Annotated in this window: 14 protein-coding genes and 1 tRNA gene; 10 read left to right on the top strand and 5 right to left on the bottom strand. The window is 36.9% G+C overall.

The genetic code is table 11. The annotated features are described in order from the left end of the window. The first annotated feature begins 77 nt into the window (after positions 1 to 77). The 9 genes from IWX76_RS02295 (at position 78) to IWX76_RS02255 (ending at position 9,403) form a co-directional block, all read left to right on the top strand. The gene (locus tag IWX76_RS02295) at positions 78 to 932 is read left to right on the top strand and encodes an STAS domain-containing protein (RefSeq protein WP_196858237.1); all 855 of its coding nucleotides are present in this window, start codon (positions 78 to 80) and stop codon (positions 930 to 932) included. A 3-nt stretch (positions 933 to 935) separates the two neighbouring features. Continuing rightward, positions 936 to 1,352 (top strand): STAS domain-containing protein, encoded by a 417-nt coding sequence (locus tag IWX76_RS02290; RefSeq protein ID WP_334641011.1) that lies wholly within the window; start codon positions 936 to 938, stop codon positions 1,350 to 1,352. Next, entirely contained in the window at positions 1,333 to 1,746 is a 414-nt protein-coding gene (locus IWX76_RS02285; RefSeq protein ID WP_196858236.1) for an anti-sigma regulatory factor, read from the top strand. Before IWX76_RS02290 ends, IWX76_RS02285 begins: the two co-directional genes overlap by 20 nt. Further along, positions 1,739 to 2,749 (top strand): SpoIIE family protein phosphatase, encoded by a 1,011-nt coding sequence (locus IWX76_RS02280; RefSeq protein ID WP_196858235.1) that lies wholly within the window; start codon positions 1,739 to 1,741, stop codon positions 2,747 to 2,749. Before IWX76_RS02285 ends, IWX76_RS02280 begins: the two co-directional genes overlap by 8 nt. Next, entirely contained in the window at positions 2,746 to 3,936 is a 1,191-nt protein-coding gene (locus tag IWX76_RS02275; RefSeq protein WP_196858234.1) for a sensor histidine kinase, read from the top strand. Before IWX76_RS02280 ends, IWX76_RS02275 begins: the two co-directional genes overlap by 4 nt. After that, positions 3,933 to 4,691: a phosphatase PAP2 family protein gene (locus IWX76_RS02270; RefSeq protein ID WP_196858233.1), complete on the top strand. Its 759-nt coding sequence runs from the start codon at positions 3,933 to 3,935 to the stop codon at positions 4,689 to 4,691. Before IWX76_RS02275 ends, IWX76_RS02270 begins: the two co-directional genes overlap by 4 nt. A gap of 176 nt (positions 4,692 to 4,867) precedes the next feature. Next, the gene (locus IWX76_RS02265) at positions 4,868 to 6,214 is read left to right on the top strand and encodes a Gfo/Idh/MocA family protein (protein WP_196858232.1); all 1,347 of its coding nucleotides are present in this window, start codon (positions 4,868 to 4,870) and stop codon (positions 6,212 to 6,214) included. Between the two features lie 107 nt (positions 6,215 to 6,321). Further along, positions 6,322 to 7,317, top strand: a complete 996-nt coding sequence (mgrA, locus tag IWX76_RS02260; RefSeq protein WP_196858231.1) for an L-glyceraldehyde 3-phosphate reductase — start codon at positions 6,322 to 6,324, stop codon at positions 7,315 to 7,317. A 52-nt stretch (positions 7,318 to 7,369) separates the two neighbouring features. Then, positions 7,370 to 9,403: a PAS domain-containing sensor histidine kinase gene (locus IWX76_RS02255; RefSeq protein WP_196858230.1), complete on the top strand. Its 2,034-nt coding sequence runs from the start codon at positions 7,370 to 7,372 to the stop codon at positions 9,401 to 9,403. Here the strand turns inward: IWX76_RS02255 and IWX76_RS02250 are convergent. The 4 genes from IWX76_RS02250 to IWX76_RS02235 all read right to left on the bottom strand — a co-directional run bounded on the left by IWX76_RS02250 (position 9,400) and on the right by IWX76_RS02235 (position 12,803). Further along, complete coding sequence (locus tag IWX76_RS02250; protein WP_196858229.1) at positions 9,400 to 10,206, bottom strand: oxygenase MpaB family protein; 807 nt, start codon at positions 10,204 to 10,206, stop codon at positions 9,400 to 9,402. The genes IWX76_RS02255 and IWX76_RS02250 overlap by 4 nt on opposite strands. Before the next feature lie 84 nt (positions 10,207 to 10,290). Then, positions 10,291 to 10,363, bottom strand: a tRNA-Lys gene (locus IWX76_RS02245). 129 nt (positions 10,364 to 10,492) lie between these two features. Then, positions 10,493 to 11,182 (bottom strand): DUF421 domain-containing protein, encoded by a 690-nt coding sequence (locus tag IWX76_RS02240; protein WP_196858228.1) that lies wholly within the window; start codon positions 11,180 to 11,182, stop codon positions 10,493 to 10,495. A gap of 133 nt (positions 11,183 to 11,315) precedes the next feature. After that, positions 11,316 to 12,803 (bottom strand): MFS transporter, encoded by a 1,488-nt coding sequence (locus IWX76_RS02235; RefSeq protein WP_196858227.1) that lies wholly within the window; start codon positions 12,801 to 12,803, stop codon positions 11,316 to 11,318. Between the two features lie 216 nt (positions 12,804 to 13,019). Here IWX76_RS02235 and IWX76_RS02230 point away from each other — a divergent pair, with 216 nt between their 5' ends. Further along, the gene (locus IWX76_RS02230; RefSeq protein ID WP_196858226.1) at positions 13,020 to 14,513 is read left to right on the top strand and encodes a succinate CoA transferase; all 1,494 of its coding nucleotides are present in this window, start codon (positions 13,020 to 13,022) and stop codon (positions 14,511 to 14,513) included. Here IWX76_RS02230 and IWX76_RS02225 read toward each other — a convergent pair. Then, positions 14,510 to 15,607: a glycosyltransferase gene (locus IWX76_RS02225; RefSeq protein WP_196858225.1), complete on the bottom strand. Its 1,098-nt coding sequence runs from the start codon at positions 15,605 to 15,607 to the stop codon at positions 14,510 to 14,512. The genes IWX76_RS02230 and IWX76_RS02225 overlap by 4 nt on opposite strands. Positions 15,608 to 15,656: the final 49 nt, after the last annotated feature.

Below are 15,656 nucleotides of genomic sequence, written 5' to 3'. Positions count from 1 at the left end.
AGAGGTATATATAATAAACTTGAAACCATGAAAGAATAATTAAAGTTTAAATTATATTTGGGCACAATTATTTTTATATGGCCGTTAATATCTTTGAGCTTCTAAAACAGTCTCATCAAACTATCTTGGAAAAATGGATCCAAAATCAAATGTCTCAAATTGGACACAATGAAGACATGGTTAATTCTTACGAAATCAAAGAACAATCCAATGAACTTTTAAGCCTTTTACTTAAAAACCTAAATGCAAGTAATATTAATGATATTAATGCAAGTGATTTAGATGAAGTAATTGAATGTTTATCTGAAATTTCTATTAATCGAGCTAAACATGGATATAGTCCGAAAGAGACAGACCAATTTGTCCGGGGGTTAAAGAATGCTATAATTGAGGTGTTTGAAACAGATATTAAAGATCCATCCACGCTTTATAGCGAAAGTAAAAAAATAAATAATTTATTTGATGACCTAAGTCAGATTACTTTTGAAACCTTTATAAAAGGTCGTGAAGAAGTTATTTTGCGCCAAACTGATGAAATTTCCGAAATTTCAACCCCTGTAATTAAAGTGTGGGATGGTATTCTAGCCATGCCAATTATTGGAACATTAGATAGTGCTAGGACACAGATTGTAATGGAAAATCTCTTACAAGCTATTGTAGAAACTGGAAGCAGTATAGCTATTTTGGATATCTCAGGTGTACCTGCTGTTGATTCTCTAGTTGCTCAGCACTTGATGAAAACTGTTGCAGCTACACGTTTAATGGGTGCAGAATGTGTGATTAGTGGGATTAGACCTGAAATTGCTCAAACTATAGTGCATTTAGGTATTGATCTTTCAAATATTATTACAAAAGCAACCTTGGCACATGCCCTTAAATTTTCTTTTCACACACTCAAATTAGAAGTTAAAAAACAAGTTAGGTTAAATTAGACTATGGAAAAAATACCTATTTTAAGAATGGGCCCTTTTTTATTGGTCACTATTCAAGTAGATCTATATGATCGTCTAGCACTTAATCTTGAAGCAGATTTAATAGAGAGCATTAGTAAAACAAATGCTAAAGGTGTTTTAATTGATATCTCAGTGGTCTCTATTGTTGACTCATTTATGGGGCGGATCATCGGAAATATAGCTAGTATGTCCAAAATACTTGACGCAGAAACTGTCGTAGTAGGCATGCAACCTGCTGTAGCTATCACATTAATAGAATTAGGATTACCTTTAACTGGTGTACACACCGCGCTTAATGTAGATAGAGGAATGGATTTATTAAGGTCAAAAATTGATATTTATAATCCCTTGAATACAGATAATTCTGATGATTTTGTAGATGATCAAGACCCTGTCTAAACAAACTATTTCTATCCTTAGGGATCAAGATGTGGTTCCTTTTCGCAATAAGGTAAAAGATTCGGCTGTCCAGGTGAAAATGGGGTTGGTTAATCAAACGAAATTAATCACAGCAGCCAGCGAATTGGTGCGCAACATGTTAAAATATGGAAATGGTGGTATTGTTACCATTGAATTAGTTGTTGATGACAGAAATAAAGGTATAAGATTGATGTTTGTAGACAAAGGACCTGGTATTCCAGATATTACATTAGCCATGAGAGATGGATACTCAACTGGTAGAAGTCTGGGGTTAGGCCTGCCAGGTACAAAAAGATTAGTGAATGAATTTGATATTCAATCGGGTGTTGGTAAAGGTACTACCGTATCTATAATAAAGTGGTGTAATGGTTAATCATCATACCAGTTATACGGCATCAGATCGTAGTTATTTTGCATTGCTACGTAAAGCAATTCACAGACAAGCCGTGCAGGCTGAATTTAGTGAGAAAAAACTTGCTCATTTGGACCTAATCGTAGCAGAAATCACTTCAAACTTAGCAAAACATACCGTAGGTGGTGAAATTCTTTGTGGTCTGGTAGGCAAAGGTGATGGCCAGTATTTGGAATTAATCAGTATTGACAATGGCCCTGGAATAACGGATTTACCAGCCATGCTGTTAGACGGCGTTTCATCAGTGAGTACCCTAGGTCATGGATTAGGTAGTATTAAAAGATTGTCTGACTTCTTTTCAATTTATACGTTGAAAGGTTGGGGAACTATTTTGTTATCCAGACTATATAAAACTCACCCACCTAAAAAAATTCCACCTTTATCAGTAAATACGCTCGTCCTACCTAAGCCGTCCGAAATATTGAGTGGTGATGGTTGTATATATAAATCTACTGAAAGGTATTTTAAACTCCTATTATTAGATGGCCTAGGTCATGGTCCTGAGGCACATCAAGTGGTTATGGAAGCTAATAATACATTAAAGATATGTCCTTATCACGAACCCGAAGAAATTGTGCGTTTTTTACACCTGGCACTTAAAAAAACTAGAGGCGGCGTAGGTACCGTTGTCGTATATGATTTTAAGGAACAGGTGGCTAAAGTGTTGGGGGTAGGCAATATCGCTACCAGAACTGCTGATGGCAGGGAAGTCAAAAATATCATGAGTTATAACGGTATTATTGGACACAATATTCCTAACACTATGAGCAGCCATGTCATTCAACAAAAAGAATTTACTTATTTGATTCTCTGTTCAGACGGACTAAAAACTAGATGGGATTTCTCACAGCATCCAATGATATTACGGTACGACCCTATGATTATTGCAGCAGCAATATATAAAGATTTCGGTCGTCGAAATGATGATATGTCAATAGTACTTATAAAAGTGAATAAAATATGATCAGGCTGTTAGACGTTTCCCTGCAAAGTGAAATGGACCTGGTGCTATCTAACCAGAAATTTATTAAAGTAGCTGAATTATTAAAGCTAAATCTATCTTTAAAAAGCACATTCGGAAGTGCAATCTCAGAAGTTGTAAGGGTGATGACTGAACACACTGATGAAGGAGTGTTAGAAATTGGTATCGGTGAACAGAATCGCCAATACCAATTGATATGTAAAGTATTTTATCCTTTGTATGTAGCGCCTATTTCAAGCGATCTTTTTCTTTACGCTAAAAGACTTGTACCACTATTTAGTACTACTACGGTAGAAGATTTATATTGTATTGAATTTTCTATTGGCCTCCCTAAGTCACTTAATTTGACAAGTGAAAATATACAAAAAATATGCAATTCAATACGCAACTTAGGTCCGCTATCCTCTTATGAAGAAATTAAAATCAGTAAAAATGTATTATTTGAAAAGGCGAAACTGCAAAAAGAAGAACTTAAAGCTTCGAAATTTTTAAATGATCTTAAGTCAGAATTTATTTCTATGGCTAGCCATGAATTAAAAACTCCTATAACCATTTTAAAGGCCTACGGACAGCTTGCTTTGTCAAGCAAGGTTACAACATTGTCACAAGTACAGTCCATTGTAGAAAAGATGAATTCACAATGCACCAAACTCTCCATGCTTGCATTGCAGTTATTAGATTCTGCAAAAATAGAAAATGGTCAGTTAGAATATGTAATGACGAGTACTGATTTTAATCCTTTTTTAAATAAAACCATAGAAGACCTGAAATACTTGATTCCTGGCCATCATATAAATACCGACCTGAGCGATAGTCCACATATTTCCCTAGATCAACTTAGAATTGAGCAGGTATTAAGTAATTTGTTAAGTAATGCAGCAAAATATTCTGAACCCGATACAGAAATTATTGTCAAAACGGAATTGAGTTCTGAACGTGAATATATGATTCTTTCTATATCCGACCAAGGCATTGGCATCGCAGATGATGGATTAACTAAAATATTTGAGAAATTTCACAGAGAACCTGAAGTTCTGGGTAAACAATCAGGGTTGGGAATAGGTATGTATATAGCTTCCCAAATTATTCATGCTCATAATGGAAAAATATGGGTTACAAGTAAGCAAGGGGTTGGATCTACATTTTTTATAACTTTACCCATGGCATGATAAACAATGGTCTAAAAAATATTGCATTTATTTTATTATTATGTATTCCTCTAATTGGATATACACAGTACAGCGACACCATCCAACAAGACAGCGTTGAGAGAAAAAGCTACAAACCCTATGTACCCGGGCTCATAGCCATTACATATGGTGTCATTGCTTTAGCAGACGGCCCATTTAAAAATTTAGACCACTACATTACGGAGAGGCGTAACGAAAGGCGTCCAAATTTTCACACCACGGTTGATGATTATTTGCGCTATGTACCTTTCCTCGCCGTATATGGCTTTGATGCATTAGGCGTTAAAAGTAAAAATAACTTCAAAGAAAAAACTACAATGGTTGTGTTATCCGGCGCAATTGCTTATGTAACAACCGGACTACTTAAAGAAGTAACAAATAAACATCGTCCTAATCAAACAGATTATAGATCATTTCCATCTGGACATGCAACCATCTCTTTTGCCGGGGCCGAAATCATCAATCAGGAATATGGACATTTATCACCTTGGTATAGCATTGCGGGGTATACGCTGGCTTCTGCTACATCAGTGCTGCGTATTTATAATAACGAACATTGGTTTAGTGATGTTGTTGCGGGCGCTGGGGTAGGCGTATTGTCAACCAAAGTAGCTTACCACATGTACCCTGTTCTAACAAGGATGATTTGGGGACAAAATAACAAAACCCAGTATACCTTGCTTCCAACTTATCAGCAAAAAAATATAGGTTTTTCCTTAGTCGGCCAATTTTAATGGAGTAGCATAAAAGAAATCGATATATACCGTTGTCACCTATTAGCTAACAATTCTATTGTTGCCTCACCGAAACATAACAATAGAAGTTCTCCAGCTTAGCTATACATGAGTAAAATTTTTACCTTGTTAGCTTAAACATTGTATTAATACCCATCAATCCAAATTAAGACGAAATGAACAGAAGAGATTTTGTTAGAACCACCGGTGTTACCGCAACAGCAATGACAGTAATGCCAGATAATCAATTATTTGCAGGTGTTGCTGTTGAAAAACTAAAAATAGCTTTGATTGGAGTTGGACTACGTGGACAAAACCATTTAGATTTACTTTTAAAAAGAGCAGATGTAGAAGTGGTTGCAATTTGTGATGTAGACGCTAATATGCTTGATATGTCAAAAAAAATAATTGCAAAAAGTGGTAAAAAAATGCCGAAAATCTTTACAGGCCATAACTATGCATGGAGAGATATGGTTGCCTTAAAAGGTTTAGGATCAGTAATAATTTCAACCCCTTGGGAATGGCATAAACCAATGATTATCGGATCTATAAAAGCAGGTCTTAAATATGTTGGTACAGAGGTAACATTAGGTATTACTCTTCAGGATCATTGGGATGTGGTACATGCTGCTGAAGAATTTGATGCGCAGGTGATGATGCTGGAAAACGTATGTTATCGCCGAGATGTATTAGCCGTACTGAATATGGTGCGTCAAGGTGTTTTTGGGGAGATTCTTCATCTTCAAGGTGGTTATCAGCATGACCTACGCGATGTTAAATTTAACGATGGAAGTGCTGGTAAGGGGGTAGAATTTAATGAAAAAGGATATTCAGAAGCAAAATGGAGAACAAACCATTCTGTTTTCAGAAACGGTGACCTATACCCAACGCATGGTGTTGGTCCGATTGCACAAACAATTAATATTAACAGGGGAAACCGATTTACAAAGATTAATTCTTTTGCTACCAAAGCCAGAGGTCTTCATAAATTTGTCGTAGAACATGGCGGCGAGAATCATCCAAATGCTAAAGTGAACTTTAGGTTAGGCGATATTGTGACGACGACGCTACAATGTGCCAATGGCGAAACTATTATTCTTCAACATGATACAAATTCGCCAAGACCATATTCCTTAGGTTTTCGTGTGCAAGGTACGAATGGTTTATGGATGGATATTAATAATAGCATTTATATAGAAGGAGAAAGTGAGCCACATAAATGGGATAGTGCTAAAAAATGGTTAGACAGGTATGACCACCCCCTTTGGAAAAAATATGGAAATGATGCCCAGGGCGCAGGTCATGGTGGTATGGATTTCTTCGTTTTACATGCTTTCGTAGAAGCTGCAAAACGAAAAACTGAAACTCCGATGGATGTTTATGATGCTGCCACCTGGAGTGCGATAACCCCTTTAAGTGAACAATCCATTGATCTGGGAAACGAAACAATAGAATTCCCCGATTTTACTGGCGGTAAATGGATGAATAGAAAGCCAGTGTTTGCGTTAAACGACGATTATTAATAAACAATCCATAATGATAATGGCTTCCACAATTTTCAAATAATGCGACCTTTTTTTTGTTTTGACTATTCTATAACTTTCTTAATTTAGTAGCCTTAAATAATTATATGTCTTACCAACCAGCGATAAATAGATACGCGTCTATGCAATATAGGCGTTGTGGAAATAGTGGAATAAAACTTCCTGCACTCTCACTTGGCCTATGGCATAATTTCGGACACGTTGATGTGCTTGAAAATTCGAGAGAGATTATCAGATTAGCATTTGACCAGGGAATTACTCATTTTGACCTAGCTAACAACTATGGTCCACCTCCAGGATCAGCTGAAGAAAACTTTGGTAAAATACTTAAAGATAGTTTTGCTGGCTATCGGGATGAAATGATTATTTCGACCAAAGCTGGTTACCATATGTGGGAGGGACCATATGGCGAGTGGGGTTCAAAAAAATACTTAGTTTCCAGCCTTGATCAAAGTTTAAAAAGAATGGGTATTGAGTATGTAGATATATTTTACCACCACCGGCCTGATCCAGAAACGCCATTATATGAAACGATGTCTGCGCTTGATCTTATAGTTCGCCAGGGCAAGGCTTTATATGTAGGGATTTCAAATTATTCTGCTGAAGAGGCTGCTGAAGCCATCGCTATATTGAAATCACTTGGGACGCCATGTTTGATACACCAACCTAAATATTCTATGTTTGAACGTACACCGGAAGCGGGATTACTGGATGTTTTGGAAAGTACGCAGGTGGGCTGTATTCCATTTTCACCATTAGCCCAGGGTATGTTAACTGATAGATACCTGCAAGGAGTACCTGCAGATTCAAGAGCAGCTAAATCACATGGCTTTTTGCAAATAGATCAGCTTACTGCAAATAGAATTCATCAAATTCAGCAATTAAATGAATTAGCCTTGCAACGCGGCCAATCTTTGGCTCAAATGGCCCTAGCTTGGTTGTTAAAGGATTCGAGAGTAACATCTGTGTTAGTTGGTGCCAGCAGACCTGCGCAATTGGCTGAATCTTTGATATGTTTAAATAACCTGGATTTTAATACCATGGAACTACAGTCAATTGAATCTATATTAAAACAACATTAATATTTCCCAATAGATCGTAAACTTATCTCCTTTCATTCACAACCAAATGACTATGCCGGAATCTTCCGATCACGCTTCTATCATCAACTCCACTTCTCCAGATGAAAGCGAGGAACTTAATCACCAATCCATTTTTAAGCACTTCTTTTATGAATCGCCTTTCGCAAGTTATTCTTGTAATAAGGAAGGATATGTGACGGTATTTAATCAAGCCGCTGTAGAGTTATGGGGTAGAACGCCAGAAATAGGTAAAGACTTATATTGTGGTTCCTGGAGAATTTATCATCCTGATGGCAAGCAAATGCAGTTATCGGATTCCCCAATGGCGCTTGCACTTAAGGAGGGTAGGGCTTATGATAATTTTTTGATCACCATTGAAAGGCCTGATAGAACTATCAAAAATGTCATGCTATATGCAAGACCCATTTTTGATAAGAACAAATGCCAAATTGGTACTCATAGTATCCTGGTAGATGTGACCAACATGGATGTAACTGATAAAAAACAGGCAATATTATCAGCAATTGTTGAATCAACCGATAATGCCATTATTAGTAAAAATTTAGATGGTAAAGTCACGAGCTGGAATCCGGGTGCACAGCAAATTTTCGGCTATACCGAATCCGAGATGGTTGGCCAGTCTATTTTAAAAATAATTCCTGCTGACAGACAAACAGAAGAAATTGAAATTCTTGATAGGTTAAAAAAAGGGGAGCGGATAGAACACTTACAAACAATGAGGTTAACGAAATCTGGTAAGGAAGTTCCCATCTCATTAACTATTTCTCCAGTAAGGGATAGTTGGGGGATAATTATTGGTGCATCAAAAATTGCAAGAGATATTACCGAAGAATTGCGTATACAGAAAGCTATTAAAAAGAATACTCAAAACCTGGAAATTTTAAACGCGCTAGGAAAGGTGATTTTGGAAAAACTAGATGTAAAAGCTGTTTTACAAAAAGTTACTGATGCCACCACTAAAATTACTGGTGCAGAATTCGGTGCTTTTTTTTATAATGCTGTTAATGAAGAAGGTGAAAATTTACGTTTATTTTCAATATCAGGTACTGAAATAGATTCCTTTGAAAAATTAGGAATGCCTATGAACACCCAACTTTTCGATTTAACATTTAAGGATAAACAAGTGGTACGATCTGCAAACATTGCATCAGATGCCAGATATGGAAGCAATGGTCCCCATCACGGCATACCTGTTGGCCATATGCCAGTTGCAAGTTATATGGCCGTACCCGTAATTTCCACTTCGGGAGAAGTGATTGGTAGTTTACTTTTCGGCCATAGACAAGAAAATGTATTTACAACGGAACATGAAGATATAATTGGAAGTGTTGCCTCCCAGGCAGCTGTTGCATTGGAGAACTCTACTTTATTTGAAGGGATAAAAGTTTTAAGTGCTAAAAAAGATGAGTTTATTGCATTGGCTAGTCACGAGCTTAAAACACCAATCACCAGTATAAAAGGTTATCTTCAAATTTCGGCAAGAACGGAAAAAGATGAACTAGGACGTAAGTTTATTGGAAAAGCCTTAGCACAAGTTGACAAATTAGATTCCTTAGTTACTGATTTACTTGATAGCTCAAAGATTGTTGCGGGTAAAATTCAATTTAATCTGGCACATTTTGATCTCTATACATTGCTTCTTGATGTAATTGATACTTTTAAATATGCTAATAAAACACATGAGATAATTGTAATGGATAGTCAATGCGATTATATGGTCTTTGCAGATCAGCAGCGTATCGAACAGGTGCTCATCAACTTGCTTAGCAACGCTGTTAAATATTCTCCAAAAGCAGATAAAGTTTATGTATCCACTACTTCCGCACAAGGCAGTGTTACAATATCAATCAGAGATGAGGGTATGGGCATAAGTGAAACTCAAAAACATTTAATTTTCACCAGGTTTTATCGGGCAGATGGGCCTTCTAATATATCAGGGTTAGGTTTAGGTTTGTATTTAACCAAAGAAATCATCGAGCGTCATCATGGAAGCATTCATGTAAAATCAGTACTTGGTAAAGGGTCCAATTTCTATTTTAGTTTACCATTAGCAAAAGTAGACTAGATTGTTTCGCTTTTAAGGGGCTCAATATTTCCTGACATGTGATTTGAGATTTGATCTAAATCAGCTATTTGTTTTTTATAAGCTTCAGGCAGCATGATGTTTTTAATGTATTGGTGTAAGTTCAGAATTCTACATATTTTATAAATAAATATAGCCGGTTTTAAGAACGCAATGCGACCAAGTGAAAGCAAGTGGTTAACTCGCTTGGGCACAACTAATACCTGGGCTTGTAGAAGCACCTGGTACCTGAAACTGCCCAAATGCTTGCGATATTGCTTGTAAAGATCAGTTGTAAATTTGCTATATTTTAGGTTTTCCTTCAGATGAGCATCACGCATTACATGCCAATCAGTATAACTTTTAGGTAAATCTTTTAAGCCCATGCGAATACCAAGTTCATTAAACACATCTACAACATCTTGTTTTTCTGCCTTAGTCAATTTTCTTTCCAGCAGTTCAAAAGAACGTATGGAGTAATCAATAAGCATAAACAGTACGTCCCGGTAAGCCCAATCAGGGATTTTCGAACCCCGGTTATTTTCTACAGTCTGATGGATAGTATTTATCTTGTCAATGGCGTTAAGGGCTATATATCGTTCGGCAAATATGATTTTTCGTGCATAGTTTACAGTTGAAAATAGCCGTCCAATTGGATCGGCAGGAAGACGTCCAGTAAAATACAACCAATCAACTGCTTTATTTACGGCAAATTCTGCCGCAGATCCAGCGAATATAAATAAGATGGTGTCGCCTTTGCTCCAAATTTCACGTACAATTGATGTTTTTTTGACAAAGTACTCCATACTTAAAGAGCTGCAATTTAGATACCAAAATAAAAGCGCTATAATCTATGATTACAGCGCTTTTTCAGTTTTTAAATAAATATGTGATCCCGCTGGGATTCGAACCCAGGACCACTACATTAAAAGTGTAATGCTCTACCAGCTGAGCTACGGAATCATCTTTATTTTGATGAGGGTGCAAAGATAGTATTAATATGGAAACTGTCAATTATTTATTTAAATTATTTTATTGATGCATTTTAATAGGTCGTAATATGAACCTAATTAAAGATTGTTTATTAATTTATCATGTTATTCGTTTGTTATCAATTGCTAAAACCCATTCGTTATGATTACAATTAACACAATGAGTTTCAGTAGTTACCATCTGCTGAAAAGTACTACCACATTTTGAACAGGCATAAAGGCCTGGGTTATTGATCACAGAATTCTTTTGATGATAATCTTCAGGAAGAATAGGCAATCCCGGCTTAACATCATCGTCCGGGTAATAATAAACACTTATTTTCCCATTATCTTCTAATATCGCATACTTTATTTGACCCAGATGTTCAATGCTCCTTTGTCGTAACTCACCGAAAAATTCGTCTGACCCCAATTCATCGTTATTCAATTCCTTTAAGCAAAACTGACCATCTTTGATTAGGTATACCGGCTTGCCTTCTATCAGCAGTTCTGCTTTCTCACTTTTTGTAATGATGTAAATGATTAAACGATATAGAACTAACACAATGACGAAAACAGCAACGGCATGTAACATACCTACATCATCGTAAAACATGGAATCACCGGCCGCTGAACCTAAAGTAATAATCATTACCATTTCAAAAATGGATAGCTGTTGCACGCCCCGTTTACCAGTCAGACGTAACACCATCACCACTGCGAGAAATATAATGGGTGTTCTAAGTAAAATTTCTAAAAAAAACGAATAAGGGTGGTCGCTAAATAATATTCTATGCCAATCTATGTCCATAATGTGTTCTTTGTCTTCTGCAACATACAAATAGCACTTAATGTTTGGTGCATCTATGTAACCATTTGATCAAGTGGCATAGTCCATTTCCCTTTTAAATTGGTATGTGAAGTTTTAGTTGCCTGCCGAAAATTTAGTCAGGTTTAATTTTCTCAGTAAATTTCTCTCTTTTGCTACGTACCACTGCACGTAATTGCTGGTGCATGGCAATGATGTCGCCTATGATAAAATAATCCTTTAAATTGCTTCTGATACTTTTACGCATAATTCTACGAACCACATCCTTATGTATCTCACCAATCTCCTTCACCCGGCTTAAAAATTCTAAAGACAAGAGGGCAAGTATTGCTCCTATTAGAAATAGGAAGTTCCATTCATGCAATGAAATTAATCGCACCACTTTACTGATTCCGGAACTCGTCCAGGTTGCCTTTAGGGTAAGGCTTCGCTCAGCGAACAAATCTGCAAGCAACCCACCGATTAATGGGCCAAGTGAGGAAAATACCGATGTGATTATATTTTTAATCGAAAGATAAACGATGGCATCCTTATTTGGAGAAAGTTTTAACCCCATATTCGTGATTGATAGATTAATGCCAGCCGTAGCGATACCAGTAAATATGTGCAATACAACTAGTAGGGCAATGTTAAGGTAATATCGAGAATAAATGCCCACAAAACACCAACCTATTATACAAATGATGTAAATCGGTGCACTAATTGAAATGATACTTTTGTTACTGTAGCGATCGGAAAATTTGCCCCAGGTACGGATAGTCAATATGCTAAACAATTGTGCAATGATGGACAAGGATATTACATAAGATATGGGAAGACCCAAACTTTTAAGCATAAACACAGTGAAAAATGGCGTAGCTAAACTGATGGAAAATGCCCAGGCAGAATTGAAAATTAACAAACGCCTGAAATTCAAATTTGCTAAAGGTCTTTTAAAGAGTGAAAGAATCTTTGTGTTAGAAAGATAAGATTGTGGCTCTGGTGCATATGACAATACATAACCACCAATTGAACCAATTATACCAGCAATAATGAAAAATATAGCGTAAGTCTGTAGCTCATATTCTTTATAAAAGTTATTGATAAAATCCATCAATAATGCCAGTAAAATACTAAGAACTACGTTTAGTGTTTGATTGTAACGTCCTCGCTTAGAGAAATAATTCCCGAGCTTTGATTCTGGAATCATATCCTTCATCCAAGAGTTCCAACTTGGTCCTGCTATGGAGCCAAAAAGGTAATAAAAGAAAAGGAAAAAGATTAATATAGCTATGGAGCTTTGTGCTGTGGTTAACACTAATATACCAATAATAATTAGTGGTATTCTTGCTAAAAAAGCACAATACACTGTAACTGCACGCCTGTTGTTGTATTTTCCAACAAGGTAAATGGATAACAATTGAAAGATATTTGTGAACATGGGCAAGGCGGCCAAAATCCCGATTTCTAAGTTATTTGCTCCTAATAACAGTGCCATGGACACCAAAAAAGCTCCACCGGTAAAAGTAGTCATTACCTCTGAGCTTAAGCCATCCCAGATAACAACCTTCAATCCTTTTTGAACTTCATCTTCCGTTAAGGTTTCCTTTGGCTGTAAATTCATTGCCAGAAGTTAAATAAACGTTGTATTAGGTGGTCTTATATCAATTGCCCTTTGCCCATAACAAAGTAATTTGTATTGAGTTTAGATTTTCTTAATTAATCCTTACCAAAGGCAGGTTTTAAGGTTGTCTTGTTTATATTTGCCACGCCAATATTTTCATTTGGTAGGAATAAATCCATACACCAATTCCATATGATTGGGATATAATATACATCCATGTACGCAGACAGAATTAAGAGTGCAGCACTAAGAAACAGGTTAATGACTGCCGCAGAAGCAGCAGCATTGTTTAAGGATAAAATGGTTGTTGCGTCCAGTGGATTTACAAAAGCGGGTGATAGTAAAGCAGTACTGCCTGCGCTTGCTGAAAGAGCCATTGTTGACCCACTTAAAGTAACATTAATGACTGGTGCTTCATTGGGATATGGAACAGATGGTGCACTTGCTGCAGCCAAAGCACTTTCATTGCGACTTCCCTTTCAGGTAGACCCTGTGTTACGTAAAGCGATCAATTGTGGCGAAGTGATGTATATTGATCAGCATTTAGGAGAAACAGCAAATTTATTAAAGGCTAATAATTTTCCAAAAATAGATATTGCTGTTTTAGAGGTAGCAATGATTGAAGAAGACGGTAGTGTGCTGTTAACCACATCTGTTGGGAATTCGGCTGCTTTCGCCCTATTAGCTAACCAGGTGATTCTGGAAGTAAATATGGCAGTATCAATGGATATTTTTGGACTTCACGATGTATATTATACAAATGAATATCCTAATCGTACGGCAATTCCCATTACTGCTGCAAATTCCCGTGCAGGTAGTAAAACTGCAAAGTTAGATCCCAATAAAATTATAGGTATCGTTATCACTAATAAAATAGACAGTCCAGCGGATATTACAGCCCCTGATGAGGCAACTAAATCCATGGCCAAACACCTGGTCGATTTTTTTGCCTTCGAAGTAAAAACAGGTAAACTCCCTAAGTCCTTGCTGCCTTTGCAAGCAGGTATTGGAAAAGTCGCCAATGCAGTACTTGACGGGTTTAGGACAGGTGATTTCGAAAATTTAACTATGTATTCAGAAGTATTGCAGGATAGTACTTTTGATTTGCTGGATTCTGGAAAAATGATATTTGCTTCTGGTTCTTCTATAACTGTATCAGCAGAATATTACCAAAAGATTTTCAGTAATTTCAGTCAATATAAAGATAAAATCGTGTTAAGGTCTCAAAGTATCAGCAATGCGGCCGAGGTTATTCGCAGATTGGGTGTAATTACCATGAATACGGCACTGGAATGTGATATTTACGGTAACGTAAATTCCACCCATGTGAATGGGACCCATATGATGAATGGAATTGGGGGGTCAGGTGATTTCGCCAGGAATGCTTACCTGAGTGTGTTCGTTACACAGTCTTTAGCTAAAGGCGGATTAATATCAAGTATCGTTCCTATGGTATCTCATGTGGATCATACTGAACACGACGTCGATATTATCGTTACCGAGCAAGGTCTTGCAGATCTAAGGGGGCTTGCACCACGCCAACGGGCATTAGTTATTATTGATAAATGTGTCCATCCCGATTATAAAGCCCAGTTAAATAGCTATTTCGAACGTGCTTGTTTAAGAGGGGGGCACACGCCCCATCTGTTGGAGGAATCATATAGTTGGCACACAAGATTACGAGAAAAAGGAACCATGAAAGAAGATTAATGGTATAAAGCTATTTCTTTTTTCCATTTATCTTGATTAAAGCGTATTGCAGATTTTCCATGTCCAGCACGTTCTAAAGCACTAATATTCCATTCCTGCTCAAAATGGCTCGGTAAACAAAGCATATATACCTGGTTTTTTAAACCTGCATAGATTGTTCCGTTGCCACCGTGACATATCATGACTTTGCATTTTTTCAGCACCTGATCAAGGTTAATGAAAGTGAAGGAAACAATATGGGATGCAGACAGCACATTTGTTGTGTCACCAGTAGTAACTACTGCATATTTAGCATAATAGGGGTCGTTCAAAAAGCGAAGTGATTCCCAATCACCAGAACTTCCCATACAAACACATATTACAGGGCGTTGGGCAATAGCTTCCTGAAGTCGTTGTTCATCCATCGGTGACACATTATATAATAATGGGCCAATTATCTTATAAGATGGGGGCAGTGGCTTTAAGGGGAATAACTCAGGTAGGTCGCAAATTATGGTTTCATCGCCCTCTATTTCACAGAGGTAATCTTGTTTATTAGCTAAACCGTGTTTATTTCTGATATGATTAAAATCCTTTTGTATCCGGTTGAAAGCCTGTTTTTCGCCTAACCTTGTTAAATAATTTCTTAGCGGTATTGGAAAAATTTGTAGAAATCCATAAGCTTTATGGCTTCTTGATAGCTTCCTTGTCAACTTATAATATCTTGTCATATAGGCATTTAATATAGATATATAATGCGTTCCTGTAATTTCCGTTGCCATTTTTAACGTGGGCGCCATATCACCAATCACCAGGTCGGCATTTAAATGCTTAATAATCCTCACTTGGTCCAGCATTACTTCTTCCAGATCTGCCGTGTTTAACCAGGAGAAATCAAAACGACTTGAACAGCGCATCACCTCCGCAGCATCAAATTGTTTGCTGTTAAAAGCTTCATAACCCTGCTTAAGTACAAATTTGTTATACTCATTTGAACTGATAAAATATATTTGATACTCGCTGGGGTCATATGTTTCCGCTAGGACCAGACACCTTAAGTAATGAGATAGCAAATTGAAGGGAAAGAAAAGTACAGTTTTTTTTGGTTTTATCATCTGCCCCATAGCACGCTAAAACTAAGCCATTTTTATTACGGTTGCTCAT

The organism is Pedobacter sp. CAN_A7 (genome assembly GCF_015752175.1).
In the GTDB taxonomy this organism is placed as follows: domain Bacteria; phylum Bacteroidota; class Bacteroidia; order Sphingobacteriales; family Sphingobacteriaceae; genus Pedobacter.
This window is presented reverse-complemented; position numbering and strand designations above follow the sequence as displayed.